Below are 21746 nucleotides of genomic sequence, written 5' to 3' on the forward strand. Positions count from 1 at the left end.
TGTTTTTAAACTGTGGATGGAGGCGATTTTCGGCTGCCAACGCTCTTTTTTATTGCAGCAATTGCTGGAAATAAACAATACCGCAAAGAGCATATTGGCGGCCGCCCCGTACCATAACGAAAAGGCGCCCCGCATGGCGGGGCGCCTCGAAGGACACGGTCGGCCGGACGTGCAGGCTCAGGCCTTGCGGCGATAATGGGCGCTCATCATTTCGCTCCACGATCCGTCCGGTTTCTGCACACGGGCCGTGAACTTGCGATTGTCCCTGTCGATGATCGTCACGATGTCCTGATAGCGCGCCGTTTCGCCCGGCCGCTCGAAGTCAGGGCCGATGCAGTCGAGGGTCAACACCTTGCCGGTCTCGTCGAGCGTGCCCTCATAGACCCACAGGTAGGTCATCATCGAGCCGATCCAGGTGCCGACGTAGCGCTTCTTCTGCGGATCGTAGCCGAGCGTCAGCAGGGTCTGGATGGGACCGCAGCCGGGCATGTCGCCGCTGCCTTCGCTGACGAACCAGATGCCGTCGAGCGAGCGCACGGTCTCCGACCATTCCGCGGTCTCCTCCTGGCCGGGCGCGGGGGCGTCGTTCCGCACGGCCCACTCGCCGACGAGCTGTTCGAGCCAGCGGTGCTCCTGCGTCGGTTCTGCTTTCTGCATCGTCATCTCCAGGCTTTTCGTGGTGGTTGGGGCAACGGGGCTTCAGGCGCAGCAGGCGCGCCCCGCCGGCGCCGCCTCGTATTCGTCGTGACGGCGCACCCAGTCCATGATCGTGTGCTCGTTGCGGCCGAGCGGCGCCCGGTCGAGGATCATGAGGGTGCCGATGAGTTCCTCGCCGCCGCGAGCATAGCTGGAATAGGTGTGGAACACCTCCCCATTCTCATCCCTGTAGAAGGCGCTGAGCCCCGGCAGTTCATCATGGGCCTGCTCGCGCGGGATCATCTCGTAATTGTAGTAGACGCTGCCCTTGCCCAGGGCCTCGGGCGTGAAGGAGACGTGGAAATCATAGTTGAAGTCGCTGCCGTGGGACGACACCCACGGGAAGCGCCAGCCCATCCTGCGCTTGTAGGCCTCGATCCTGTCGAGCGGCGCGCGCGAGACGGCAAGCATGGTCACGTCATGGTTCTCGAGATGCGGCAGCGCGCCGTCGAGATGGTCGGCGAGGAAGGAGCAGCCGGTGCATCCCGCCTCCCAGTCCGGTCCGAGCATGAAATGATAGACGACGAGCTGGCTGCGGCCGGCGAACAGCTCCGCCAGCGTCTTGCGTCCCTGAGGCGTGTCGAAGACATAGGGCTTGTCGACCCGCACCCACGGCAGCGCGAGACGGGCGGCGTTCACCTTATCGCGCAGATGCGTGAATTCCTTCTCCTTGGCGAGGAGCGCGCGGCGTGCCTCGAGCCACTCCTCCCGCGAGACAACCGGGTGCTGCATGATATCCTCCGCTGGTGTGCGGCGAACCGATCACCGCTTGGATGCCCCCTCCGCTCAATTAGGTTGATATCAACATTACTGGTCGAAGTCAAAGCGCGCGCCCTTGCGCCTCGCGCAATTCACGGTTCTGCCCCTTCGGAGCTGGTTCATTGCCTATCCGAATTGCGCGACGGGGCACGCTAGCGAACGGTAAGCCACTGAAATATATAGATTCCAGGATCCGCTACTGAAGCTTGGTTCATGTTTCAGTCATGCGACCTCATTGCGCGCATCAATGCCATGACATTCACCGGCGCGTGGAGCGCCGAGCACCTGTCGTCAACCGCGGCCATGCCGGCGTGGTGCATGGTGCCTCGGCTGCGACCTCGAAGAATGGCACCCGCCACAGAAGGCCGATTTCATGCGCCTCAAGGGCTCGCTGCGTAAGCCGCTCGCGCCGTTGCGGCGCCAGCAGCCGATGCGAGAGGTTCGAGGTCGTTAGCCTGCGACCTCGATATGCGCCTCCGTCGGCTTGCGGCCGGCACCATTGATCGGCGTGATGTCCTGCGGACAGGCAGAGAAGACGACGTAGCAGTCCCGCGCCGCCCGCAACGTGACGTAGTCGCCCGGCTTGGTCAGCGGCTCTCCCTGCGTGAGGGTGAAGTCGCCATTGATGGGGATGTGCATGAAAAGGTTGAGCGGCTGCGGCACATATGCGGCCTCGAGGCCGATCCCGGCCATTGCCTCGACCATGTTGTCGGCGCAGTTGCGGTGATATTCGGTGCAGCCAAGGTGCTCATAGCGCCACCGGTCACAGGCTGCCATCAGCGTGTCGTGGATGCCCGGCGAGGTATCCTCCTCCAGGACAAGGATTGGCTCACGCCTGTTGGTGAACAGCGTCTGCCCGACGGCCGGCATAAGCCGGCCGTTCTCGACGCGCGTGTGCTCCATCGACATGTGGTGCGAGAGGTCCTCGACGCAGAAGGCCCAAGTGTCGACCACCTGCGCCCCATGCGTGTTGATGACCTTGACGGCCTCGCCTGCGGATAAGCGCAGGGCCTTGCCGCGGGTGGCCGGGATGATGTCGCGCGTGATCGCCATGGGACCTTCTCCTTCTCAAGCCGCCCGAGCAAGACGGCGCGCCGCCCAACGTGGTTGGGCGCAGATGTGGCCGAGGAACTCGATGACGGTCAGCGCACCGAGATAGGCGGTAACGCCCGTACCGACATCGAGCGGCGGATTGACCTCGACGAAGTCGAAGCCCGCGATGTCGTGGCGCTCGGCGATCGCCTTCAGGCTGTCGCGCAGCTCCGGATAGCTCATGCCGTTCGGCTCGGCCGAGACGCAACCCGGTACCAGCGACATGTCGAGCGCATCGACGTCGATGGAGACATAGACGCGCGAGCCTTCCGGCAGGAGCGCCGCGATGCCTGCCGGCCCCAGGCGGCGAAACTCGCCCATCGGAATGATGCGGTTGCCGGACGCGATGACCTCCTCCACCTGGTCCGGCGAATGGCGCAGGCTGCGGATGCCGACCTGCGTCAGGGAGAGCGTGTTGCCCATGCCGGCGATGTGGCGGAAGGCGTGGCTGTTGGTGTGCCTGAGATCGTTCTCGAAGGGCGCATAGTCGGTATGCGCGTCGAAATGGATGACGTGCAGCTTTTCGTCGAAGGCGCGAAAGATCGGATAGGTGATGGAATGGTCGCCGCCGAGGACGACGGGCATGGCGCCGCGCGCGATGATGCCGCGCACCGCCTCGGTGATGTTGGCAAAGGTGCGCTCGGCGTTGGCAGGGTGAACATCGACGTCGCCGGCATCGGCGATGAGACCTCGTGTCATCTCCTCGACAAGATATTCGCGCCGCGTCTCCGGATCGTAATAACCTCGGCCGCTGGCGAACCGCAGCGAATGCTCGCGCAGGGCACGCGGCCCAAGCCGGCTGCCGGGCAGGAAGGGGGAGCCCTCGTCGAAGGGCACGCCAAGGACGGCGATCGCGGCATCAAGGCCCGCGATATCCTCGACGATGCGCGAGCGCAGGAAGGACGGTATCCCCACATAGGGGCGATTGACACGCGGCATGGCTTACTCCGTCTGCGGTAAAGCGAGGGTCTCGCCGGAGGGCACCTGCGCCCTGTCCAGCACGAGGTCGAGGAAACTGCGCAGGCGCGGCGTGCGCGGGTTGGCGACAACCTCGCGCGCCGGCCCCTCCTCGATGACCGCGCCGGCGTCCATGAAGGCAATGCGATCGGCGACGTTGACGGCAAAACCGATCTCGTGCGTCACGACGAGCATGGTCATCCCCGTCGCGGCGAGCGACTTCAGCACCGTGAGCACCTCGCCGACAAGTTCGGGATCGAGCGCCGATGTCGGCTCGTCGAAGAGCATCAGGGCGGGTTCCATGGCGAGTGCCCGGGCGATCGCGACACGCTGCTTCTGGCCGCCGGACAGGGCATGGGGATAGCGTCCTGCCCGATCGGCGAGGCCGAGGCGCCCGAGCAGTTCGTCCGCCCGGCGCGTTGCTTCGGCACGCGCCCGGCCGAGCACCACCGTCTGGGGCCGGACCACATTTTCGAGGGCGGTCAAGTGCGGCCACAGGTTGAGCTGCTGGAACACGAGGCCGATCTTCGGCCGGAGCGCATCAATCTCGCGCCGCGACTGGCGGCGCACGACACCACGCGGCATGAGGGCGCGGCCAAAGGGCCGGCCCGCCACCTCGATGAAGCCGTCGTCGGGCTGCTCCAGCCACGTCAGACAGCGCAGAAGCGTGCTCTTGCCGCAGCCACTCGGGCCAATCAAGGCGACGATCTCGCCTTCGGCGACATCGAGGTAGAACTCATTGAGCGCTCTCGTGCCGCGGAATTCCTTGGAAAGCGCCGAAACGCGCAGGATCGGCTGTGCTGTCATGACGGCCTCCGCGCATCCAGAGAAAGGTAGCGCGCGGCGATCGGATTTGCCGACACGCTCGCGGCTTGGGCGGCGCCGACGCGCCGCTCGAGCCGCCGTGACGCTTCGGCGATGCCGATGGCAATGAGCCAGTAGATGGCTGCGACAGCGGCGAAGACCTCGAAGGGTGCGAAGGTGTTCCCCTGCACGATGAGGCTCTGGTAGGTGAGCTCGGGCACGGTGACCGAGGAGAGCACCGCCGATTCCTTCATCATCGTCAGGGTCATGTTGGTCGACGGCGGCACCAGCGTTCGCAGCACCTGGGGCGCCACGACGTGCCACATCGCCTGGGCCGGCGACATGCCGACGACGCGTGCGCTCTCGAACTGACCGCGCGGCAGGGCAAGGATCGCCGCGCGCACGATCTCGGCGTAGTAGGCGGAGGCAAAGAGTGCCAGCGCCGCCGTGCCGACCAGCGTCGCCGGCAGTCTAACGCCGGAGAAGGGCAGCCCGTAGTAGACGACGAAGAGAATGATGATGAAGGGGATGTTGCGGAGCGTCTCGATATAGACGCTTGCCATCAGCCTTGGCAGCCGGCCGGGCAGGATGGCGAGCAGCGCGACCGCTATGCCCGCCAAATAGCCCAGTGCAAAGGCCGCAATGGTGATGCGCAGCGTCAGCCAGGCGCCCTCGGCCAGGAGCGGCCAGTAGTCGACAAGGATGGAGGCATCGAAACGCATGGCGTTACATCCGCGTCGCTGCGAACCGGGCCTCGGCGGTCTTGCCGGCGAGGCTGATGGCAAGATTGACGACCAGGAAGACGAGGGCTGCGCCGACGAGGGTTTCAAAGGGCCGATAGCTTGAGCTCGCCATCTGCTGGGCCGTTCGCAGCACGTCGACCACGGTGATGACCGAGAGCAGAGCCGTCCCCTTGACGACGATGGTCGCCTCGTTGATGAGCACTGGAGCGATGCGGCGGAACAGCTGGGGCAGAACCACCTTCCACCAGATGACGGGCGGCCTGAGGCCAAGCGCCGTCGCGGCCTCCAGAGGCCCTGGATCGATGGAGGCAAGGCCACCACGCATGCTCTCGCTGACGAAAACCATGCTGTTGAACGAGATCGCTGCAATTCCCGCAACCTCCGGCGTCAGGTCGAGCCCGACCGCTGGCAGGACGTAATAGGCAATGAAGATCTGGATCAGCAGCGGCGTGCCACGCACGAAGCTGATGACGATGGCGACCACCGCATTGACAGGGCGGAGCTTGAGCGAGCGCAGCACGGTCAGCATGGTGCCGAGCATCAGCGCTATCGCGATGATGACGGCGGCAAGCCGCACATTGACCAGCGCCGCCAAGGCGAGATCCGGCAGGATCGACAGCAGATATTCGAATTTGAAGCCCATTGCCGGATCTTTCCCCCTGCGTTGGATGAAAGGCTTTGCGGCACGCGGCCGCGGCGCGACGCCGCCGGAAAAGCCTCGACAATGCGGAGCAAGAACCACGCCGCCGGCCTGTGGGCGGCGTGGTGGGCGGGGGCGGCGCTACATGGCGCCGGGCGGCAGGTAACCCTCGTCCGGAATCGTCATCGCGAAGCCGAACCACTTCTCCTGCAGGGCGGCGAGACGTCCGTCGTCGCGCATCTTGCGGATGACACCGGAGATCGCGTCGCGCAACTCCTTGTCGTCAGGGCGCGTGACCCAGGCAAGATAGGTGAAGCCACCGTCCTTCGACGTCGGCATGGCAAGCTCGAAGATGTCGGGCTTTTCCTTCACCAGCACGGCAAGGCTCGGCAGAGATTGAATGACGGCGTCGATCTCGCCATTGGCGAGCGCCACGTAACTTTCCGGGAAGGCCGTAAAGAGTTTGAGCTCCTTGAAACCGGGGCCGCCGGCCGCCTTCAGCTTGGCATCGAGTGCACGTGCCACAGGCTCGGTCGAGGAGGCGAGCTGAGTTCCGACAACCTTGCCGTTGAGGTCTTCGATCTTCGTGATCGCGTCGCCTTTGCGCTTCATGGCATAGGGCATGCCATCGGCAATGGGCATCGTATAGGCATAGCGCTTGGCACGTTCCTCGTTGATGCCGACAGTCGTCGCCACGAAATCGAACTTGCCGGCGAGCACGCCGGGCAGGATGCCCTGCCAAGGCAGATCCAGCTGGTTGAGCTTCTTGACTCCGAGCTCCTTCACCACCTCTGCCAGGATATCCGAGCCGTAACCGACGATCTTGCCGTCCTTGACGAACTCGAAGGGCGGAAAGGCCGCCTCCGTGCCGACTGTCAGTTCACCCGTACGCCTGATCTTCTCCAAAGTCGTCTCGGCCTGCGCCGGCCAGGCGAAAACCAAGCCGACGCAAACGGCCCCCGTGAGCAAGCTGCAGGTTCTGCGACCGACAGGTGATGGATTGATGATCGACATGGCACTACCCCTCTTTTCGTTGTTGGAACGGCCGTTTTCGATCGATGTGCCGCCTCAGGCGGGCGGCGCGTCGAAGTAGTTCGCCCTCACCGCCGCGCCGATGAGATTGACGATGAGGCGCCCCGCAGTGATGGCGGAGATCATGTTGACGTCGCTCGAAGGGGTGATTTCGACGATGTCCATGCCGAGCACCCGGCCCTTGGCGACCAGCCCGTGGATGAGCTTGCGCACCTGATGGAAGGTGAGTCCGCCCGGGGCCGGCCCTTCAACTGCGGGCATGATGCTCGGATCGAGGCCGTCTGCGTCGATGGTGATGTAGTACTGCCCACCATCGGGAATACGGGCGAGCACGGCCTCCATGCCACCGTCGTGCACCTCGTATGCGGAAATGATGTTGGCGCCGTAGGCCGCAGCAGCCTCGACCTCCTCCGGACGGGCGCTGCCCTGGGAGCGGATGCCGATCTGGAAGATTTCGCCGATATGCGACATCTCGGACGCGCGGCGTATGGGACTGGAGAGGCCGTCTCGCACGCCGTTGACATGATCGCGCCAGTCGATATGCGCATCGACCTGCACGAGGGTGATCGGCCCCCTGCCCTCGAAAGCCCGCAGGATCGGGATGGGAATGCCGTGGTCGCCGCCGATGGTGACTGGCATGGCGCCCGCGGCAAGAATCTTGCGTACAGCCTCTTCAGCCCGGCGGTAATGGCTCGCAAGGTCCGTCATGTCGGCCGGTACATTGCCGACATCGACGACCTTGAGCGCCCGCCCACCGTAAATCGGGCCCCCGACGTCGAAGTCATAGCGCTCGAGCCCGCGACAGACGCGGTCCGTCGCTGCCCGCACGGCGTCCGGTGCCCTTGTCTGGTCGTTGGTGATGGCGGTGGCCTCGTAGGCGCTGCCGAAGGGAATGCCCAGGATGGCGACGTGTGCATCGAGCGCGTCGAGATCCGTCGAGATGGGAGACCAAAGAAAGCTCTGGTGCTTCGTAGTGGGCGGGACGGTCAATGGCAGTGCCATGGCTCCTCCAAGCAATCCTCTCTCCTGCCGAATATTTCGGCAGATGCTTCCTAACAAGGCTTCTTCTGCAGAAGTACTGCACAGGGATAGCTTAGGTCCTGCGGCACCGTAGCGAGAATAGCGATGTGCAAAACCATGGTTGTAGAGGATGCAACATGAACCAGCACGCGCGCACACCTGTGCCGCCTGTCACGGAGGCTGACCTCAGGCTCCTGCGCATCTTCCGCGGTGTCGCGGAGGCAGGCGGGCTTTCGGCGGCTGAAGAAAAGCTCGGGATGGAGCGCTCGACCATCAGCCGCCATCTGCAGGCGCTTGAAACCCGGCTCGGGGCACGCCTTTGCTTCCGCGGGCCGGCGGGCTTCGAACTGACGGATTTCGGCGAGCGTGCCCTGCGCGCAAGCATCGCCGCCTGCGACGCCCTGGAGGCGGTGCGTCATGAGCTCAATCTCGCCCGCGACATCCTGACGGGTGAATTATGCATCGGCATCGCCGACAACTGCCTGTCCAATCCGCAGTGCAGAATGGCCGAGGCACTGGAGCGCTTCCGCCGATGCGCACCGGACGTGACCGTCAATCTGTCGGTCGGCCTGCCCAACGACCTTGTGCGCGACGTCGTCGAGCGGCGCGCCCATCTCGCGATCAGCGGTCAGCCGACGGGCAACACAAAGCTCGCGTACCGGCCGCTTTTCTCAGAGGAGTTCCGCCTCTATGCGGCCGCGCCCGGGTGCGATCTTGCCGCCCTTCGCGAGGGCCGCTCCGTGCTCGTGACGCGCACCAACGACCGGCGCACACAAACCCTCGCCGAGCAGCTGGAGGTCGGACGGCGCGCCGTCGCCTTCGGCCTGGAAGCGGTGGCGACCATGATCGCAAGCGGCGGCTTCGTCGGCTTCCTGCCGACCCACTATGCCGGGATGCTCGCGCCTCGCTACCCTCTCGTGGAAGTCGGCAATGCCGAGGCGTTGCGCTATACGACGCAGTTCTCCCTGATTTCCCTGGTTGAGCGGCCGTTGCCGCCGAGTGGACAGCTGTTCGTTCGCCTGTTCACCGACATCGGGAGAGAAACATGACGAGGGTTCCGCCCCCGACACCGCGGACGGTGCAATCAAAAACAGATGATCCTGCGAGGGATCACGCCCGGCACGGCTCATTCTGCTCCGGGACCAACCTCTCTGCAGGCTGAAGGCGAGCGCCGGAACGTCTCAAAGTCCTCCCGTGATGCCGCGTGTCGCAGCAGGAAAGACGTGGGCACAGCCTGCCCGGGCTCGCGTTGTCGCCGCCATCAGTCGCGCGGTCCCCCCGGGTCGGCTGCACCGAACGGCCGGTCGCGCAAGCCTCGCGGCGGCGCCTGTGTCTCTCCCACAGGTCCTCGGATTTCGTTGGTCTCGCTTGGCGAGAACTCGCAATTACTCGCCCCTTCGGACAGTGGTCCCACCAGCGATCGTCACACGCTGAACATCATTCGGGGCGAACGGGTCGGGCATCGGTGCCCCGTTTGGGCTAGATGACTTTGCCGCGGGCGACTACGGGCCAGATCACATCCGCGGCGTCTGTAGAGACGATGTGCAGGCTGTCGACCATATTGGTTACCACACAGGCATGGTTCGGCACGATGCGCACCCTCTCGCCGACGGTCAGGTCGATCGGGCCTTCGCTGACGAGCCGCCCATGCTCCTCCGATAATTGATCGATGACGATGTCCGGTCGGCCGAGAACGTGGCCGTAGCCGGTCAACCCGAGAAGATCCGAAGTCAGCACCTTGCTGCCGGCATCAATGATGGCGCGTCCCGGCGCCGGGACGGAGACGACGGTGGCGAGCACCGTCAGCGCGCAGTCGTCCCAGCCGCAGACGCCACGGCTCACCAGCGAGCGGTCGTTGTAGACATAGGTGCCGGGCCGGTATTCGGTGACGATCGGCGCTTGATGCGCCGCCATCATGTCCGGCGTGCCGCCGGAGGAGATGACCGCGACCGGCAGGCCCGCCGCCTCGATCAGTCCCCGTGCCTCGCTCATGAAGGCCTGGACGGCCGCCGTGCCACCGACCGGCGGGTAAGTCATGAGGCCGTGGAAACTCAGGCCCGGCGAAGCGGCGATCCTTGACGCGAGCCGGGCGGCATCCTGCGGGGTCGCGACGCCGCACCGCCGGGCGCCGGTGTCGCACTCGACGAGCACCCTGAGCGGCACCCCGGCCCCGGCGAAGGTGCGTGACAGCCCCTCGACGACCACCGTGCTATCGGCGACCACCGAAAGTCGCACCCGCTCCGCCAAGGCGCGCAGCCGCGCCAGCTTTGCCTCGCCGAGGATGTTGTAGGTGATGAGGATATCGGTAATGGCCGGCTCGGCTGCCGCCATCGCCTCGGCCTCCGATACCTTCTGGCAGGTGATGCCGACCGCGCCCGCGGCGAGCTGCAGGGCGGCGACCGCCGGCAGCTTATGGGTCTTGATGTGCGGCCGCACCTTGAGCCCGTGCGCATCCGCATAGTGCTGGAAGCGGTCGATATTGCACCGCGTCACGTCGAGGTCGACGACCACGGCGGGCGTTTCGATTGCTGCGTCCATCCACTCCCTCTCCTTGCGTCCGGGCGGCGATCGCATCGCTTGACAAGCTATGCGGCAGGACGAAGAATGCGTCAATCCAGTATTGAAGACACATGTCTTCTATATTGGACAATATAACCAGGGGAACCACCATGTTCAGCCAGTGCCGTTTCGCGGCCGTGCTCGCGGCCGCCGCCATTCTCTCGACCACCGCCGCAGAGGCCCAGCCGGCCAAGAGCAAGCTCGATGACGTGCTCTCCCGCGGCCGCCTCGTCCTCGGCACCGGCAGCACCAACGCGCCGTGGCACTTCAAGGGCGCTGACGGCAAGCTGCAGGGCTTCGACATCGACATGGGCCGCGTGATCGCCAAGGCCCTGTTCGGCGACCCGGAAAAGATCGAGTTCGTCACCCAGTCGTCGGACGCCCGCATCCCCAACATCACCACGGGCAAGGTCGACATCACCTGCCAGTTCATGACGGTGACCGGCGAGCGTGCCCAGCAGGTCGCCTTCACCATTCCCTACTACCGCGAGGGCGTCGGCCTGATGCTGAAGGCGAACGGCAGCTATGCCGATTATGCTGCGCTCAAGGCCGCCGGCTCCTCGGTCACCATCTCGGTGCTGCAGAACGTCTATGCCGAGTCCATGGTGCACGCGGCCCTGCCGCAGGCGAAGGTCGATCAGTACGAATCCGTCGACCTGATCTACCAGGCGCTCGAATCCGGCCGCGCCGACGCCGCGGCCACCGACCAGTCGTCGATCGCCTGGTTCATGACGCAGAACCCCGGCCGCTATAAGGATGCCGGCTATGGCTGGAATCCGCAGAGCTATTCCTGTGCCGTTGCCCGCGGTGACCAGGACTGGCTGAACTTCGTCAATACGGCCCTGCACGAGGCCATGACCGGCGTCGAGTTCGATTTCTACGCGGCCTCCTTCAAGAAATGGTTCGGCGTCGATCTCGCCCCGCCGCAGATCGGAATCCCCGTCGAGTTCAAGTAAGCGGCAGCGCCGAGGCGGCGCCCGCGCCGCCTCCCGCGACCGGCGGAGAACCCTCCCCGTCATGGGCTACACTCTCAATTTCGACGCCGTCTGGCGCAGCTTCGACCGGCTCCTCGCCGGCCTCGGGCTCAGCCTGATGCTGGCGATCGTCGCCATCGCCATCGGCTGCGTTATAGGCCTCGTCGTCGCCTTCGCGCTGCGCTCGCCGTCGGGCCTCCTGCGCCGGCCGGCAGGGCTCTACGTGACCGTGATCCGCAACACGCCGATCCTGGTGCTGGTGCTCTTCACCTATTTCGCGCTGCCGCAGCTCGGCGTCAGGCTCGACAAGATCAATTCCTTCATCGCGACCTTGGCCATCTATTCCGGCGCCTATCTCGCCGAGGTCTTCCGCGCCGGGCTGATCGCCGTGCCGCCGGGCCTGCGCGAGGCAGGGCTCGCCATCGGTCTCACCGAGATGCAGATCCGCACCTCCATCACCCTGCCGGTGATGCTGCGCAATGTACTGCCGGCGTTGTCCAGCACCTTCATCTCGCTATTCAAGGATACGTCGCTCGCCGCGGCCATCGCCGTACCCGAGCTCACCTTCGAGGCACGCAAGATCAACGTCGAGACCTTCCGCGTGGTCGAGACGTGGATCGTGGCGAGCTGCCTTTATGTCGCCACCTGTACGGTGCTTGCCGCGCTCATGCGCCGCATCGAGCGCCGGCTCGCCATCCTGCGGTGAGGCCATGGAACTCGGCCCCTTCCTCAACGAGCTCTGGATCGTCCGCTACATCCTCCTCGAAGGGCTGTGGCGCACGGTATCCATCTCGCTCCTCGCCATCGTCGCCGGCTCGCTCCTCGGCGTCCTCGTCGGCCTTGCGCTGACCTATGGCGCGCTGCCGCTGCGTTGGCTGATGCGAGGCTACACCGATTTCATCCGCGGCACGCCGGTGCTCGTGCTGGTGCTGGCGAGCTACTACATGCTCAGCACCATCGGCCTGCAGCTCAACCCGTTCGAGGCGGGCGTGCTGGCGCTCGCCGTCTTCTGCAGCTCGCATGTCGGCGAGATGCTGCGCGGGGCGCTCCAGGCGATCCCCCGCGGCCAGACCGAGGCGGCCAAGGTGATCGGCCTCACCTTCCACCAGGCCTTCATTTACGTGCTCGCGCCGCAGGCCATCCGCCACGTCCTGCCGACCTGGGTCAACACCGCCGCCGAGATGGTCAAGGCCTCGACCCTGCTCTCCATCATCGGCGTCGGCGAACTGCTGCTGACGACGCAGGAGATCATCTCCCGCACCTTCATGAGCCTGCCGTTCTATTTCTTCGCCGGCGCGCTCTATTTCGTCGTCAACTACGGCATCGAGCGCTTCGGCAAATATGTCGAGCGCCGTACCACCATTCCCTCGTGAAAGCCGCCGTCATGACCAAGCTTCTCGAAATCCGCGACCTGCACAAGCGCTACGGCGCGACGGAGGTGCTCAAGGGCGTCGACTGCGACATGGCGAAGGGCGACGTCGTCTGTGTCATCGGCTCAAGCGGCTCGGGCAAGACGACCATGCTGCGCTGCATCAACATGCTCGAGGAGTTCCAGGGTGGGACCATCCGCATCAACGACGAGGAGATCGGCTACGAGACGGTTGGCGGCATGCGCCGGCGCAAGAGGGAGCGGGAGATCGCCCGCCAGCGGCTGCTGACCGGCATGGCCTTCCAGCAGTTCAACCTCTTCCCGCACCTGACGGCGCTCGACAACGTCACCCTCGGCCTCATCAAGGTGAAGAAGCTGTCGCGCGCGGAGGCACGCACGATCGCCGAGCGCTGGCTGGAGCGGGTCGGCCTCCTCGCGCGCAAGGATCATTATCCCGGCCAGCTCTCGGGCGGGCAGCAGCAGCGTGTCGCCATCGCCCGCGCCATCGCCATGAACCCCCTGCTGATGCTCTTCGACGAGGTGACCTCGGCGCTCGACCCCGAGCTCGTCAACGAGGTCCTGCAGGTCATCAAGGATCTCGCCAGGGACGGCATGAGCATGCTCATCGTCACCCACGAGATGCGCTTCGCTTACGAGGTGGCGAACCGGGTCATCTTCATGAACCAGGGACGCATCGGGGAAGAGGGCGATCCGCGCGAGATGTTCGTCACGCCCAAGACCGAACGTCTGGCGGAGTTCCTCAAGACTTCGACCTTCCGCTGAACAAGGAGACCGACGTGTCCATCAAACGTTACGGCGCCGGCGAGACCGGCGCAGGCAAGCAGCCCCTGCCCTTCGCCCGCGCCGTGGAGGCGGACGGCTGGCTCTACGTCTCCGGTCAGGTCGCCATGGCGGGCGGCGAGATCGTCCCCGGCGGCATCGTCGCCGAGACCCGCAAGGCGATCGAGAACCTCATCGCCATCCTCCATGAGGCCGGCTACGGCGTCGAGGACGTGGTGCGCATCGGCGTCTGGCTGGACGATCCGCGCGATTTCTGGACCTTCAACGGGATCTACGCGGAATATTTCGGCGCCCATCCGCCGGCCCGCGCTTGCGTGCGCTCGAGCATGATGGTCGATTGCAAGGTCGAGATCGACTGCGTGGCCTATAAGGCCAAGGGGTAACCGGCGGCACGATGCGGCCGCCACGGGAGAGGTGCATGGACGAGATTTCGGCGGAGATGACCGGCCGCAGGGCGCGCGGGCTCGACCGCGCGTTCGAGATCCTCGACTTCCTGCGCCTTGCCCGCAAGCCGATGCGACCGAATGAGATCGCCCAGCGCATGGGCGTGCCGCGCTCGTCCGTCTACGAGCTCGTCAACCTGCTGCTGCGCCAGGGCGTGCTCGAATACCAGGACGACGACGGCCGGGTCTTCCTCGGCCGCAAGCTCTACTTCCTCGGAACGGCCTATGCCGAGCAGTTCGACCTGATGCGGGAAGGCGACCGGCTCCTGACGCGCATCACGGAAGAGACGCGCGAGACGGCGCAGATGTGCCTGCTCGACGGCAACAAATATGTCGTTGTCCAGATGCGCGAGGGCAAGCGGCCCTTCCGCATCTCCTCCAGCATCGGCGAGCGGGTGCCGATCCCGTGGACCGCCTCCGGGCGCCTTTTCGTCACCCACATGAGCGACGACGAGATCCTGGCCTTCATCCCGGAAGAGGACTTCCGCCTGCCGAACGGGGAATGGCTCGCCCCGGCCGAGTTCATCGCCCAGGTGCGCAGCGCGAGCGAAGCCGGCCACTTCACCTTCAACAGTGCGGTCGAGACCTTTACCCATTGCTTCGCGGTGCCGGTTTACCGCAGTGACGCGACTTGCATCGCCACGCTCTGCCTCGTCGCGCCGAAGGAGGATGGCCTGAGGAACCACGCTGCCTATCTTGGCGTGCTCAAGGCCTGCGCTCAGGAACTGTCCGCATCGCTCGGTCATCCGGCCTCGAGCGCGCGCCAGTCGGCAGGTGGCACGTATTGAATGCGGCGCTCGGTATCCTTCACCTGAAGAAGGCGGGAGGCGCGTTCGCTGTGAAGTGGCGGGGCGTGCACGGCGGCCGGTTCCCGGCTCATGAGCATCGCCTGGCCGTCCCGACGGCGGATCTTGCCCGTCTCGCAGGTCCTGCAGATCGCGCCGACATGGAGGCCGTTCACCACGTTCGGCATGAAGCCGGACTTGTGATTGTGCTAGGCATCGGTGTCGACGCGATACCCGTCACGCTCGCCGATGCGCGCCAGCTCCAGCGGCTTGAGCCCCTCGGCGGCGCGCCTCCTGGCCCGCAGCAAGATGCGCAGGCGGACATAGCGTTTCAGAGGGAAGCATGCAGCGAGGCCTTGGTGGCAGCGCGCTAATTTTGCGAAGCGTCGACGTCGCCGGAGGCGCTCCTGCGTCGCCAATTTAGCCGGCCGGCAGCGCCGTGCCAGGACGCGCCCGACACGATTCGCACGTGTGACCTTTGCATTCGGACTGCAACACGCGCGCCGTCGCCGCGACGACTGCCTCAGCCGAGCCGCGCCGCGTGCCAGCGCAGGTGGTCCTCGATGAAGGTGGCGATGAAGAAATAGGAGTGGTCGTAGCCTTCCTGGCGGCGCAGGGTCAGCGCGATGCCGGCCTTGCGGCATGCCTCTTCCAGCAGCTCCGGCTTCAGCTCGCGCGTGAGGAAGGTGTCGGCGGTGCCCTGATCGACGAGGAGTTCCGGCAGCCGTGCTCCGTCCTCGATGAGCGCGCAGGCGTCATAGGCGCGCCACGCCGCGCGGTCCGGCCCGAGATAGCCCGCAAGCGCCTTCTCGCCCCATGGGCAGGTCATGGGCGAGACGATGGGCGCGAAGGCCGAGACGGCCCGGAAGCGCTCCGGCGCGCGCAGGGCGATGGTGAGCGCCCCGTGCCCGCCCATCGAATGGCCGGTGATGCCCTGCCGGTCCATGTCAGCCGGCAGTTCCTGCGCGACGAGCGCGGGCAGCTCCGCCTCGACATAGCTCTTCATCCGGTAATGGCGCGCCCACGGCGCCTCCGTCGCATCGACATAGAAGCCGGCCCCGAGGCCGAAGTCATAGGCGCCTTCGGCATCGTCCGGCACACCCTCCCCGCGCGGGCTCGTGTCCGGCGCGACCAGCATGAGGCCGAGCTCGGCGGCAATGCGCTGGGCGCCGGCCTTCACCGTGAAGTTCTCCTCCGTGCAGGTGAGGCCGGAGAGGAACCACACGACAGGCACCTTGCGCCCGCCCTCGGCCTGCGGCGGCACGAAGGCGGCAAAGCGCATCGCGGTGCCGGTCTCGCGCGAGGCGTGCCGGCAGACGAGCTGGGTGCCGCCGAAGGCGCGGGAGCGGCTGAGGATCTCGAAGGACATCGGCGCCTCGTCAGTAGATGACGACGGAGCGGATCGACTTGCCCTCGTGCATCAGGTCGAAGGCCGTGTTGATCTCGTCGAGCGGCATGGTGTGGGTGATGAGATCGTCGATGTTGATCTTGCCCTCCATGTACCAGTCGACGATCTTCGGCACGTCCGTGCGCCCACGCGCGCCGCCGAAGGCCGTGCCCTTCCACACCCGCCCCGTGACGAGCTGGAAGGGCCGCGTCGCGATCTCCCGGCCGGCTTCGGCGACGCCGATGATGATCGACTCGCCCCAGCCGCGGTGGCAGCACTCCAGCGCCTGACGCATCACGTCGACATTGCCGGTGGCGTCGAAGGAGAAGTCCGCCCCGCCGCCGGTGAGGTCGACGATCGCCTGCACCACCTTGTCGTTGCCGATCTCCTTGGGGTTGACGAAGTCGGTCATGCCGAACTTCCGCGCCATCGCCTCCTTGGCGGGGTTGATGTCGACGCCGATGATCCTGTCGGCACCCACCATCCGCGCGCCCTGGATGACGTTGAGACCGATGCCGCCGAGGCCGAAGACGACGACATTGGCCCCCGGCCACACCTTGGCGGTGTAGATGACCGCGCCGATGCCGGTGGTGACGCCGCAGCCGATGTAGCAGATCTTGTCGAAGGGCGCGTCCTCGCGCACCTTGGCGAGCGCGATCTCCGGCAGCACCGTGAAATTCGCGAAGGTCGAGCAGCCCATGTAGTGGAAGACGGTCTCGCCGTCGCAGCGGAAGCGGCTGGTGCCGTCCGGCATCACGCCCTGGCCCTGGGTGGCGCGGATCGCCGTGCACAGGTTCGTGCGCCGCGAGAGGCAGGATTTGCAGTTGCGGCACTCGGGCGTGTAGAGCGGGATGACGTGATCGCCGGGCTTGAGCGTCGTGACGCCGGCGCCGACCTCGCGCACGATGCCCGCCCCCTCGTGGCCGAGGATCGCCGGGAACTTGCCCTCGGAATCGAGCCCCGACAGCGTATAGGCATCGGTGTGGCAGACCCCCGTCGCCATCACCTCGACCAGCACCTCGCCCGCCTTCGGCCCCTCGATCCTGACCGTCTCGATGGTGAGCGGCTTGCCCGCCCCCCAGGCCACCGCGGCGCGCGTCTCGATCATGCCCTGTCCTCCAGTCTCGCCAAGCCGGCAGCCGGGCCGCCGGGGAATCGCCGACACTATGCACGATGATGGCGTGCCGGGGACACCCCGGAACGGCCTCCCCTCCCACCGGCATCGGGCGGGCTGTCCTCCCGCGCCGCGATCACGGTCCTGAGCGCGGCGATGAAGTCGTCGACGATGCGCGAGGGCGGGCGACCGGGCGGCAGCAGGAGCAAGGTGCGGAAGTGGATGGCCGGCTCGAACGGCTTGAGGATCAGTCGGCTGCCGAGGTAGGGCGCGGCCGTGAGCGGGTTGACCAGGCCGCAGCCGAGCCCCGCCTCCACCATGGCGCAGACGGTGGTCGAGTACGGCGTCTCGATCACCGTGCGCGGCTTGACGCCCTCGCGGGCGAAGATGATGTCCGCCTCCCGCCGCGTCGTGTCCTCCGGCGCAAGGGCGATGAAGGGAAGGCCGTCGAGATCGGCCGGCCGCACCACCGGCAGCTCCGCCAGCGGGTGGCCGGCGGCGACCGCAATCGCCGCCCTGTGGGTGGCGAAGGGCGTCGCCACCACGCCGGTCACGTCGATCTCGTCGGCGGCGAGCCCGACGTCGAACTGGCCCGAGGCCACGAGGTCCTTCACGATCGAGGACATGCGCGCCTGGAAGGTGATGGCGACGTTCGGATGCTTCTGCTGGAAGGCGAAGAGTGCCCTCGGGACGATATTGGTGCTGAGCGCGGACAGGGACGCGATGCGGATCTTGCCCGAGCCGAAGTCGCGGATGCGGGCAGCCGCGCTGCGCAGGTTCTGCATGGAGATGAAGGAGGCCTCGACCTCCCGGTGCAGCAGCTGCGCCTCCGCCGTCGGCACCATGCGCCCGCTCGCGCGGTCGAAGAGCTGGAAGCCGACCGAGCGCTCCAGCTCCTGCACCGCCTTGCTCACCGCCGGCTGCGAGATGCGCAGCACCTCCGCGGCGCGTGAGGTAGTGCCGTTGGTCATGACGGCATGGAAGACCTCGACCTGCCGCTGGTTCATGGGTCCGGCATCCTTATAACCTACAGGAATAGAATAGCTCGATATTAATATTGGACAGCATAACGCCCGCTGTGGTGCAACCCTCCTCATGGAGAGGACGCATCCCATGAACGACTGGACGCAATGTGTGACGACGCCCGCGGTGAGCACCGACGGCTTCGCGAGCTTCGCCATGCCGGTCTATCGCGCGTCCACCATCGTCTTCCCTGACGCCGAGGCCTATGCCACGCGCCAGCAACGCGGCGACGAGGGCTACACCTACGGCCTCGCCGGCACGCCGACGACACGGGCGCTGGAGCGCCGCATCACAGCCCTGCACGGCGGCGCACGCACGCTCCTCGTGCCTTCCGGGCAGGCGGCGATCACGCTCGCCATGCTGACCTTCCTTGCCGCGGGCGATCGCGTCCTGATCGCCGACACCGCCTATCCACCGGTGCGCGACTTCGCCGGGCGGGACCTCGCGAAGCTCGGCATCGAGGCCGTCTTCTACGATCCCACCTCGCTCGCCGAGGTCGAGCGCCTGCTCGACGAGCGCACGCGCCTCGTGTGGGTGGAATCGCCCGGCTCCACCACCATGGAGGTGCAGGACCTGCCGGCGATCGCCGCCGCCGCCCACCGCGCGGGCGCCCTCGTCGGCTGCGACAACACCTGGGCGAGCCCGCTCAATTTCAAGCCGCTGACCCATGGCGCCGATATCGCCGTCGAGGCGCTGACCAAGTTCTTCTCCGGCCACTCGGACGTGCTCATGGGCTCGATCACCCTGGCGGACGCGGAGCACGCGCGCGCCGTCCGCGCCACGCTCGGCCGCTACGGCATCGGCGTCTCGCCCGACGATTGCTCGCTCGTGCTGCGCGGCATGGAGACCATGCCCGTACGCCTCGCCCATGCGAGCCGCGTCGCGGCCGACATTGTGGAGCGCTTCGCCGCCGACCCCGCCGTCGCGCAGGTTCTCTATCCGCCGCGGCCGGACAGTCCCGGCCATGCGCTCTGGCGGCGGGATTTCACCGGCGCGAGCAGTGTGTTCAGCGTCGTCTTCCAACCGCAGGCCGTGCCGCATGTCGCCGGGGCGCTCGACACGCTGGAGACCTTCGCCATCGGCGCGTCCTGGGGCGGCACCCGCAGCCTGATGGCGCCCATGCCCGTGCGCCGCTTCCGCACGGCGCGGCCCTGGGCGGGCGACGACCTCGTGCTGCGCGTCAGCATCGGCCTCGAAGACCCGGCGGATCTTGCCGCCGACATCGACCGCTTTCTGAACCATCTCGGCGCCGGTCTCGATACGACGAGCCGCGCGACCGGCACGATCTGACGCGGCCGCGCGTCACAACAAAGAGGGGACAGGACATGACGACGATTTCCCGACGCCTTGCACTTGCCGCCGGGCTTCTTGCCGGCCTCGCGGCCGCGACCCTCGGCACGCCGCCTGCGGCGGCGGCCGACGAGGCGCTCGCCGAGCGCCTCTCCTCCGGCAAGCTCACCATCGGCATCCACAACCGCTCGCCCTGGGGCTTCCGCGGCGAGGACGGCAAGGCGACCGGCTACCATCCCGACATCGTGCGCGCCGCCTTCGAGCGCCTGGGCGTCAAGGACATCGAATTCGTCATCGCGGAATTCGGCGCCCTGATCCCGGGCCTCAACGCCAACCGCTTCGACATGATCGCCTCCGGCATCGCCATCACGCCGAAGCGCTGCGAGCAGGTCATCTTCAGCGAGCCGGACCTGTCCGTCGGCGACGGGCTGCTGGTGAAGGAAGGCAACCCGCGCAAGATCCACAGCTATGCGGATATCGCCGCCAATCCCGACATCAAGCTCGCGGGCGGGCGCGGCACCCTCAACACGCGCAACGCCATCGACGCGGGCGTGCCGGAAGGCCAGATCCTGCAGCTGCAGGAGACGCAGGCGCTCGTCTCGGCCGTGCTCGCGGGGCGTGCGGATGCGGCGACCATCTCGGCGCCGACGGTCGTGTCGCTTCTCCAGGACCCCAATGTGAAGGGCCTCGAGCGCGCGACGCCCTTCACCGGCCTCGTCAAGGACGGACGCCCGGCCGCCATGTACACGGCCATCGCCTTCCGCCCGAACGATACGGCCCTGCGCGACGCCTACAACGCCGAGCTCAAGAAGCTGATGGCGGACGGGACGGTGAAGACGATCATGGAACGCTACGGCTTCTCCGATGCCGAGAACGCGCCCGATCTGACGACGGCCGCCATCTGCGCCGCCGAATGAGCGGCGAGCGACGATCGCGGGGGTCCCGGCCGTGAGCTTTCTCGCCATTCTGGCAGGCATCTTCGAAGGGTTCGGCGTCACGGCGACGATCACCTTCTACGGCATGCTCTATGCCGTGCCCTTCGCGCTCGTCTTCGGCATCCTGCAGCATTTCACGGCAGGGCCGGCGCGTGTCGTCGTCACCTCGATCATCGAGTTCTGGCGCTCGTCGCCGGTCATCATCCTCCTCTTCGTCTTCTACTATTCGCTGCCAAGCTTCGGCATCACGCTGTCCGGCATCACGGTCGGGGCGATGGCGCTCGGCCTCAACATCGGCGGCTACGGCAGCCAGTCGGTCCGTGCCGCGCTGCAGGCGCTCGATCCGGGCCAGGTTGAGGCCGGGCGGGCGCTCGGGCTGCGGCGGCTGCAGATCCTCGCGCTGATCGAGCTGCCGCAGGCCTTCAAGGCCATGACGCCGACCTTCATCAACCAGTTCATCCAGCTCATCAAGGGCACCGCCCTCGTCTCGCTGATCACGCTGACGGACATGACCTTCCGCGCGAAGGAGATCTCGCAGCTCCAGTACAACCCGGTCGGCACCTATACGGCGCTCCTCGTCGCCTATTTCCTCGTCTGCTACCCGGCGACCATCTTCGGGCGCTGGGTCGAGAAGCGCGTCAGCATCGAAGGGAGGGGACAGCGTGACCTTTGACTTCTCCTTCGCGCTCTCCATCGTGCCGACGATCCTCGCGGCGATGGGCATGACCATCGCGGTCGCGATCGTCAGCTGCTTCGGCGCCGCCCTGCTCGGCTTCCTCCTGGAGATCCTGCGCCGCACGGGCAAGCCGATGGGCTACCTGATGCGCTTCGTCATCGACTTCATCCGCTCGACGCCGGTGCTGGTGCAGATCTATTTCCTCTATTTCGTCCTGCCGTTCTACGGCGTGACGATGCCCGCCCTCGTCGTCGGGGTGCTCGCGCTCAGCGTCTACTACAGCGGCTACCTCGCCGAGGTGTTCAAGGCCGGGATCGATTCCATCCCCTCGGGGCAATTCGAGGCCGCCAAGGCGCTCGGCCTCACCCGGATTGACGCCATCGTCTTCGTGGTGGCGCCGCAGATGCTGCGCAACGTTGCGGCGCCCATGGGCAACTATTTCGTCTCCCTGCTGAAGGCGACGCCCTATCTCGCCGTCATCGCGGTGCCGGAGATGCTGGGGGCAGCGATGGAGGTTGCCTCCGACACCTTCCGCTATGCCGAGCCGATGGTGATCGTCGGCATCCTCTTCCTCATCCTCGCCGTCACGATCGCCCAGTTCGTGCGCCTGCTGGAGCAGCGGCTTCTCGCCTCGGCGAAGCGCTAGA

At 66.3% G+C, this 21746-nt stretch carries 25 protein-coding genes; 12 read left to right on the forward strand and 13 right to left on the reverse strand.

What is annotated here, in order from left to right; translation table 11 throughout:
* Positions 1 to 177 precede the first annotated feature (177 nt).
* From GGR16_RS17215 to GGR16_RS17255, 9 genes are all read right to left on the reverse strand, one after another.
* Entirely contained in the window at positions 178 to 663 is a 486-nt protein-coding gene (locus GGR16_RS17215) for a DUF1579 domain-containing protein (protein ID WP_183317403.1), read from the reverse strand.
* A 36-nt stretch (positions 664 to 699) separates the two neighbouring features.
* On the reverse strand, positions 700 to 1428 hold the full coding sequence (locus GGR16_RS17220) for a DUF899 domain-containing protein (protein WP_183317404.1): 729 nt from the start codon (positions 1426 to 1428) through the stop codon (positions 700 to 702).
* 477 nt (positions 1429 to 1905) lie between these two features.
* The gene (locus GGR16_RS17225) at positions 1906 to 2508 is read right to left on the reverse strand and encodes a DUF1989 domain-containing protein (RefSeq protein ID WP_019400884.1); all 603 of its coding nucleotides are present in this window, start codon (positions 2506 to 2508) and stop codon (positions 1906 to 1908) included.
* Positions 2509 to 2523: 15 nt separating this feature from the next.
* The gene (locus tag GGR16_RS17230; RefSeq protein WP_183317405.1) at positions 2524 to 3486 is read right to left on the reverse strand and encodes an arginase family protein; all 963 of its coding nucleotides are present in this window, start codon (positions 3484 to 3486) and stop codon (positions 2524 to 2526) included.
* Between the two features lie 3 nt (positions 3487 to 3489).
* Positions 3490 to 4311 (reverse strand): amino acid ABC transporter ATP-binding protein, encoded by an 822-nt coding sequence (locus tag GGR16_RS17235; RefSeq protein WP_183317406.1) that lies wholly within the window; start codon positions 4309 to 4311, stop codon positions 3490 to 3492.
* Positions 4308 to 5030, reverse strand: coding sequence for an amino acid ABC transporter permease (locus GGR16_RS17240; RefSeq protein WP_183317407.1), 723 nt, complete (start codon positions 5028 to 5030; stop codon positions 4308 to 4310). Before GGR16_RS17240 ends, GGR16_RS17235 begins: the two co-directional genes overlap by 4 nt.
* A 4-nt stretch (positions 5031 to 5034) precedes the next feature.
* Positions 5035 to 5694, reverse strand: a complete 660-nt coding sequence (locus GGR16_RS17245) for an amino acid ABC transporter permease (RefSeq protein ID WP_019400880.1) — start codon at positions 5692 to 5694, stop codon at positions 5035 to 5037.
* Positions 5695 to 5832: 138 nt separating this feature from the next.
* Positions 5833 to 6705 carry a transporter substrate-binding domain-containing protein gene (locus GGR16_RS17250; protein WP_246373148.1) on the reverse strand — a complete coding sequence of 291 codons (873 nt, stop codon included), beginning with the start codon at positions 6703 to 6705 and terminating at the stop codon, positions 5833 to 5835.
* 54 nt (positions 6706 to 6759) lie between these two features.
* Entirely contained in the window at positions 6760 to 7725 is a 966-nt protein-coding gene (locus tag GGR16_RS17255; RefSeq protein WP_026014902.1) for an agmatinase, read from the reverse strand.
* A gap of 155 nt (positions 7726 to 7880) precedes the next feature.
* Here GGR16_RS17255 and GGR16_RS17260 point away from each other — a divergent pair, with 155 nt between their 5' ends.
* Positions 7881 to 8792, forward strand: coding sequence for a LysR family transcriptional regulator (locus GGR16_RS17260; protein WP_019400877.1), 912 nt, complete (start codon positions 7881 to 7883; stop codon positions 8790 to 8792).
* A gap of 430 nt (positions 8793 to 9222) precedes the next feature.
* On the opposite strand, the gene GGR16_RS17265 is transcribed toward GGR16_RS17260, so the two are convergent.
* Positions 9223 to 10281 carry a D-TA family PLP-dependent enzyme gene (locus tag GGR16_RS17265; protein WP_019400876.1) on the reverse strand — a complete coding sequence of 353 codons (1059 nt, stop codon included), beginning with the start codon at positions 10279 to 10281 and terminating at the stop codon, positions 9223 to 9225.
* Positions 10282 to 10412: 131 nt separating this feature from the next.
* Between GGR16_RS17265 and GGR16_RS17270 the strand changes: the two genes are divergently transcribed.
* The 7 genes from GGR16_RS17270 to GGR16_RS17300 all read left to right on the forward strand — a co-directional run bounded on the left by GGR16_RS17270 (position 10413) and on the right by GGR16_RS17300 (position 15048).
* Entirely contained in the window at positions 10413 to 11258 is an 846-nt protein-coding gene (locus GGR16_RS17270; RefSeq protein WP_183317408.1) for a transporter substrate-binding protein, read from the forward strand.
* Between the two features lie 61 nt (positions 11259 to 11319).
* A complete protein-coding gene (locus tag GGR16_RS17275; protein ID WP_183317409.1) occupies positions 11320 to 11982 on the forward strand; it encodes an amino acid ABC transporter permease in 663 nt (220 codons plus the stop codon).
* Between the two features lie 4 nt (positions 11983 to 11986).
* The gene (locus tag GGR16_RS17280; protein WP_019400873.1) at positions 11987 to 12649 is read left to right on the forward strand and encodes an amino acid ABC transporter permease; all 663 of its coding nucleotides are present in this window, start codon (positions 11987 to 11989) and stop codon (positions 12647 to 12649) included.
* A gap of 11 nt (positions 12650 to 12660) precedes the next feature.
* Entirely contained in the window at positions 12661 to 13428 is a 768-nt protein-coding gene (locus GGR16_RS17285) for an amino acid ABC transporter ATP-binding protein (protein WP_183317410.1), read from the forward strand.
* Positions 13429 to 13442: 14 nt separating this feature from the next.
* Positions 13443 to 13829, forward strand: coding sequence for a RidA family protein (locus GGR16_RS17290; RefSeq protein WP_019400871.1), 387 nt, complete (start codon positions 13443 to 13445; stop codon positions 13827 to 13829).
* A 35-nt stretch (positions 13830 to 13864) separates the two neighbouring features.
* On the forward strand, positions 13865 to 14677 hold the full coding sequence (locus GGR16_RS17295) for an IclR family transcriptional regulator (RefSeq protein ID WP_019400870.1): 813 nt from the start codon (positions 13865 to 13867) through the stop codon (positions 14675 to 14677).
* Complete coding sequence (locus GGR16_RS17300) at positions 14674 to 15048, forward strand: hypothetical protein (protein WP_183317411.1); 375 nt, start codon at positions 14674 to 14676, stop codon at positions 15046 to 15048. Before GGR16_RS17295 ends, GGR16_RS17300 begins: the two co-directional genes overlap by 4 nt.
* Before the next feature lie 149 nt (positions 15049 to 15197).
* On the opposite strand, the gene fghA is transcribed toward GGR16_RS17300, so the two are convergent.
* The 3 genes from fghA to GGR16_RS17315 are packed head-to-tail and all read right to left on the reverse strand — an operon-like array spanning position 15198 to position 18182.
* Positions 15198 to 16043, reverse strand: a complete 846-nt coding sequence (fghA, locus tag GGR16_RS17305) for an S-formylglutathione hydrolase (RefSeq protein ID WP_183317412.1) — start codon at positions 16041 to 16043, stop codon at positions 15198 to 15200.
* A 10-nt stretch (positions 16044 to 16053) separates the two neighbouring features.
* Positions 16054 to 17166 carry an S-(hydroxymethyl)glutathione dehydrogenase/class III alcohol dehydrogenase gene (locus GGR16_RS17310; RefSeq protein WP_183317532.1) on the reverse strand — a complete coding sequence of 371 codons (1113 nt, stop codon included), beginning with the start codon at positions 17164 to 17166 and terminating at the stop codon, positions 16054 to 16056.
* A gap of 59 nt (positions 17167 to 17225) precedes the next feature.
* Positions 17226 to 18182, reverse strand: coding sequence for a LysR substrate-binding domain-containing protein (locus GGR16_RS17315; protein ID WP_183317413.1), 957 nt, complete (start codon positions 18180 to 18182; stop codon positions 17226 to 17228).
* A 106-nt stretch (positions 18183 to 18288) separates the two neighbouring features.
* On the opposite strand from GGR16_RS17315, the gene GGR16_RS17320 reads away from it, so the two are divergent.
* Genes GGR16_RS17320 through ehuD form a run of 4 tightly spaced genes read left to right on the forward strand, consistent with a single transcriptional unit; the run spans position 18289 to position 21745 of the window.
* Complete coding sequence (locus tag GGR16_RS17320; RefSeq protein ID WP_183317414.1) at positions 18289 to 19488, forward strand: trans-sulfuration enzyme family protein; 1200 nt, start codon at positions 18289 to 18291, stop codon at positions 19486 to 19488.
* 35 nt (positions 19489 to 19523) lie between these two features.
* The gene (ehuB, locus tag GGR16_RS17325) at positions 19524 to 20405 is read left to right on the forward strand and encodes an ectoine/hydroxyectoine ABC transporter substrate-binding protein EhuB (RefSeq protein ID WP_183317415.1); all 882 of its coding nucleotides are present in this window, start codon (positions 19524 to 19526) and stop codon (positions 20403 to 20405) included.
* A 31-nt stretch (positions 20406 to 20436) separates the two neighbouring features.
* Complete coding sequence (locus GGR16_RS17330; RefSeq protein WP_019400269.1) at positions 20437 to 21096, forward strand: amino acid ABC transporter permease; 660 nt, start codon at positions 20437 to 20439, stop codon at positions 21094 to 21096.
* Positions 21086 to 21745 (forward strand): ectoine/hydroxyectoine ABC transporter permease subunit EhuD, encoded by a 660-nt coding sequence (gene ehuD / locus GGR16_RS17335; protein ID WP_183317416.1) that lies wholly within the window; start codon positions 21086 to 21088, stop codon positions 21743 to 21745. The genes GGR16_RS17330 and ehuD overlap by 11 nt, the downstream gene beginning before the upstream one ends.
* The last annotated feature ends 1 nt before the right edge of the window (position 21746 follow it).

The organism is Chelatococcus caeni, assembly GCF_014196925.1.
Lineage (GTDB): Bacteria > Pseudomonadota > Alphaproteobacteria > Rhizobiales > Beijerinckiaceae > Chelatococcus_A > Chelatococcus_A caeni.

What these genes read in the sequence shown, in the direction of transcription:
- GGR16_RS17265 (WP_019400876.1), bottom strand. Translation starts at nt 10,281, where the DNA reads ATGGACGCAGCAATCGAAACGCCCGCCGTGGTCGTCGACCTCGACGTG.
- GGR16_RS17315 (WP_183317413.1), bottom strand. Translation starts at nt 18,182, where the DNA reads ATGAACCAGCGGCAGGTCGAGGTCTTCCATGCCGTCATGACCAACGGC.
- GGR16_RS17245 (WP_019400880.1), bottom strand. Translation starts at nt 5,694, where the DNA reads ATGGGCTTCAAATTCGAATATCTGCTGTCGATCCTGCCGGATCTCGCC.
- GGR16_RS17260 (WP_019400877.1), top strand. Translation starts at nt 7,881, where the DNA reads ATGAACCAGCACGCGCGCACACCTGTGCCGCCTGTCACGGAGGCTGAC.
- GGR16_RS17295 (WP_019400870.1), top strand. Translation starts at nt 13,865, where the DNA reads ATGGACGAGATTTCGGCGGAGATGACCGGCCGCAGGGCGCGCGGGCTC.
- GGR16_RS17220 (WP_183317404.1), bottom strand. Translation starts at nt 1,428, where the DNA reads ATGCAGCACCCGGTTGTCTCGCGGGAGGAGTGGCTCGAGGCACGCCGC.
- GGR16_RS17250 (WP_246373148.1), bottom strand. Translation starts at nt 6,705, where the DNA reads ATGTCGATCATCAATCCATCACCTGTCGGTCGCAGAACCTGCAGCTTG.
- GGR16_RS17230 (WP_183317405.1), bottom strand. Translation starts at nt 3,486, where the DNA reads ATGCCGCGTGTCAATCGCCCCTATGTGGGGATACCGTCCTTCCTGCGC.
- GGR16_RS17285 (WP_183317410.1), top strand. Translation starts at nt 12,661, where the DNA reads ATGACCAAGCTTCTCGAAATCCGCGACCTGCACAAGCGCTACGGCGCG.
- GGR16_RS17215 (WP_183317403.1), bottom strand. Translation starts at nt 663, where the DNA reads ATGACGATGCAGAAAGCAGAACCGACGCAGGAGCACCGCTGGCTCGAA.
- fghA (WP_183317412.1), bottom strand. Translation starts at nt 16,043, where the DNA reads ATGTCCTTCGAGATCCTCAGCCGCTCCCGCGCCTTCGGCGGCACCCAG.
- GGR16_RS17235 (WP_183317406.1), bottom strand. Translation starts at nt 4,311, where the DNA reads ATGACAGCACAGCCGATCCTGCGCGTTTCGGCGCTTTCCAAGGAATTC.
- GGR16_RS17255 (WP_026014902.1), bottom strand. Translation starts at nt 7,725, where the DNA reads ATGGCACTGCCATTGACCGTCCCGCCCACTACGAAGCACCAGAGCTTT.
- GGR16_RS17240 (WP_183317407.1), bottom strand. Translation starts at nt 5,030, where the DNA reads ATGCGTTTCGATGCCTCCATCCTTGTCGACTACTGGCCGCTCCTGGCC.
- ehuB (WP_183317415.1), top strand. Translation starts at nt 19,524, where the DNA reads ATGACGACGATTTCCCGACGCCTTGCACTTGCCGCCGGGCTTCTTGCC.
- GGR16_RS17225 (WP_019400884.1), bottom strand. Translation starts at nt 2,508, where the DNA reads ATGGCGATCACGCGCGACATCATCCCGGCCACCCGCGGCAAGGCCCTG.
- GGR16_RS17275 (WP_183317409.1), top strand. Translation starts at nt 11,320, where the DNA reads ATGGGCTACACTCTCAATTTCGACGCCGTCTGGCGCAGCTTCGACCGG.
- GGR16_RS17280 (WP_019400873.1), top strand. Translation starts at nt 11,987, where the DNA reads ATGGAACTCGGCCCCTTCCTCAACGAGCTCTGGATCGTCCGCTACATC.
- GGR16_RS17320 (WP_183317414.1), top strand. Translation starts at nt 18,289, where the DNA reads ATGAACGACTGGACGCAATGTGTGACGACGCCCGCGGTGAGCACCGAC.
- GGR16_RS17270 (WP_183317408.1), top strand. Translation starts at nt 10,413, where the DNA reads ATGTTCAGCCAGTGCCGTTTCGCGGCCGTGCTCGCGGCCGCCGCCATT.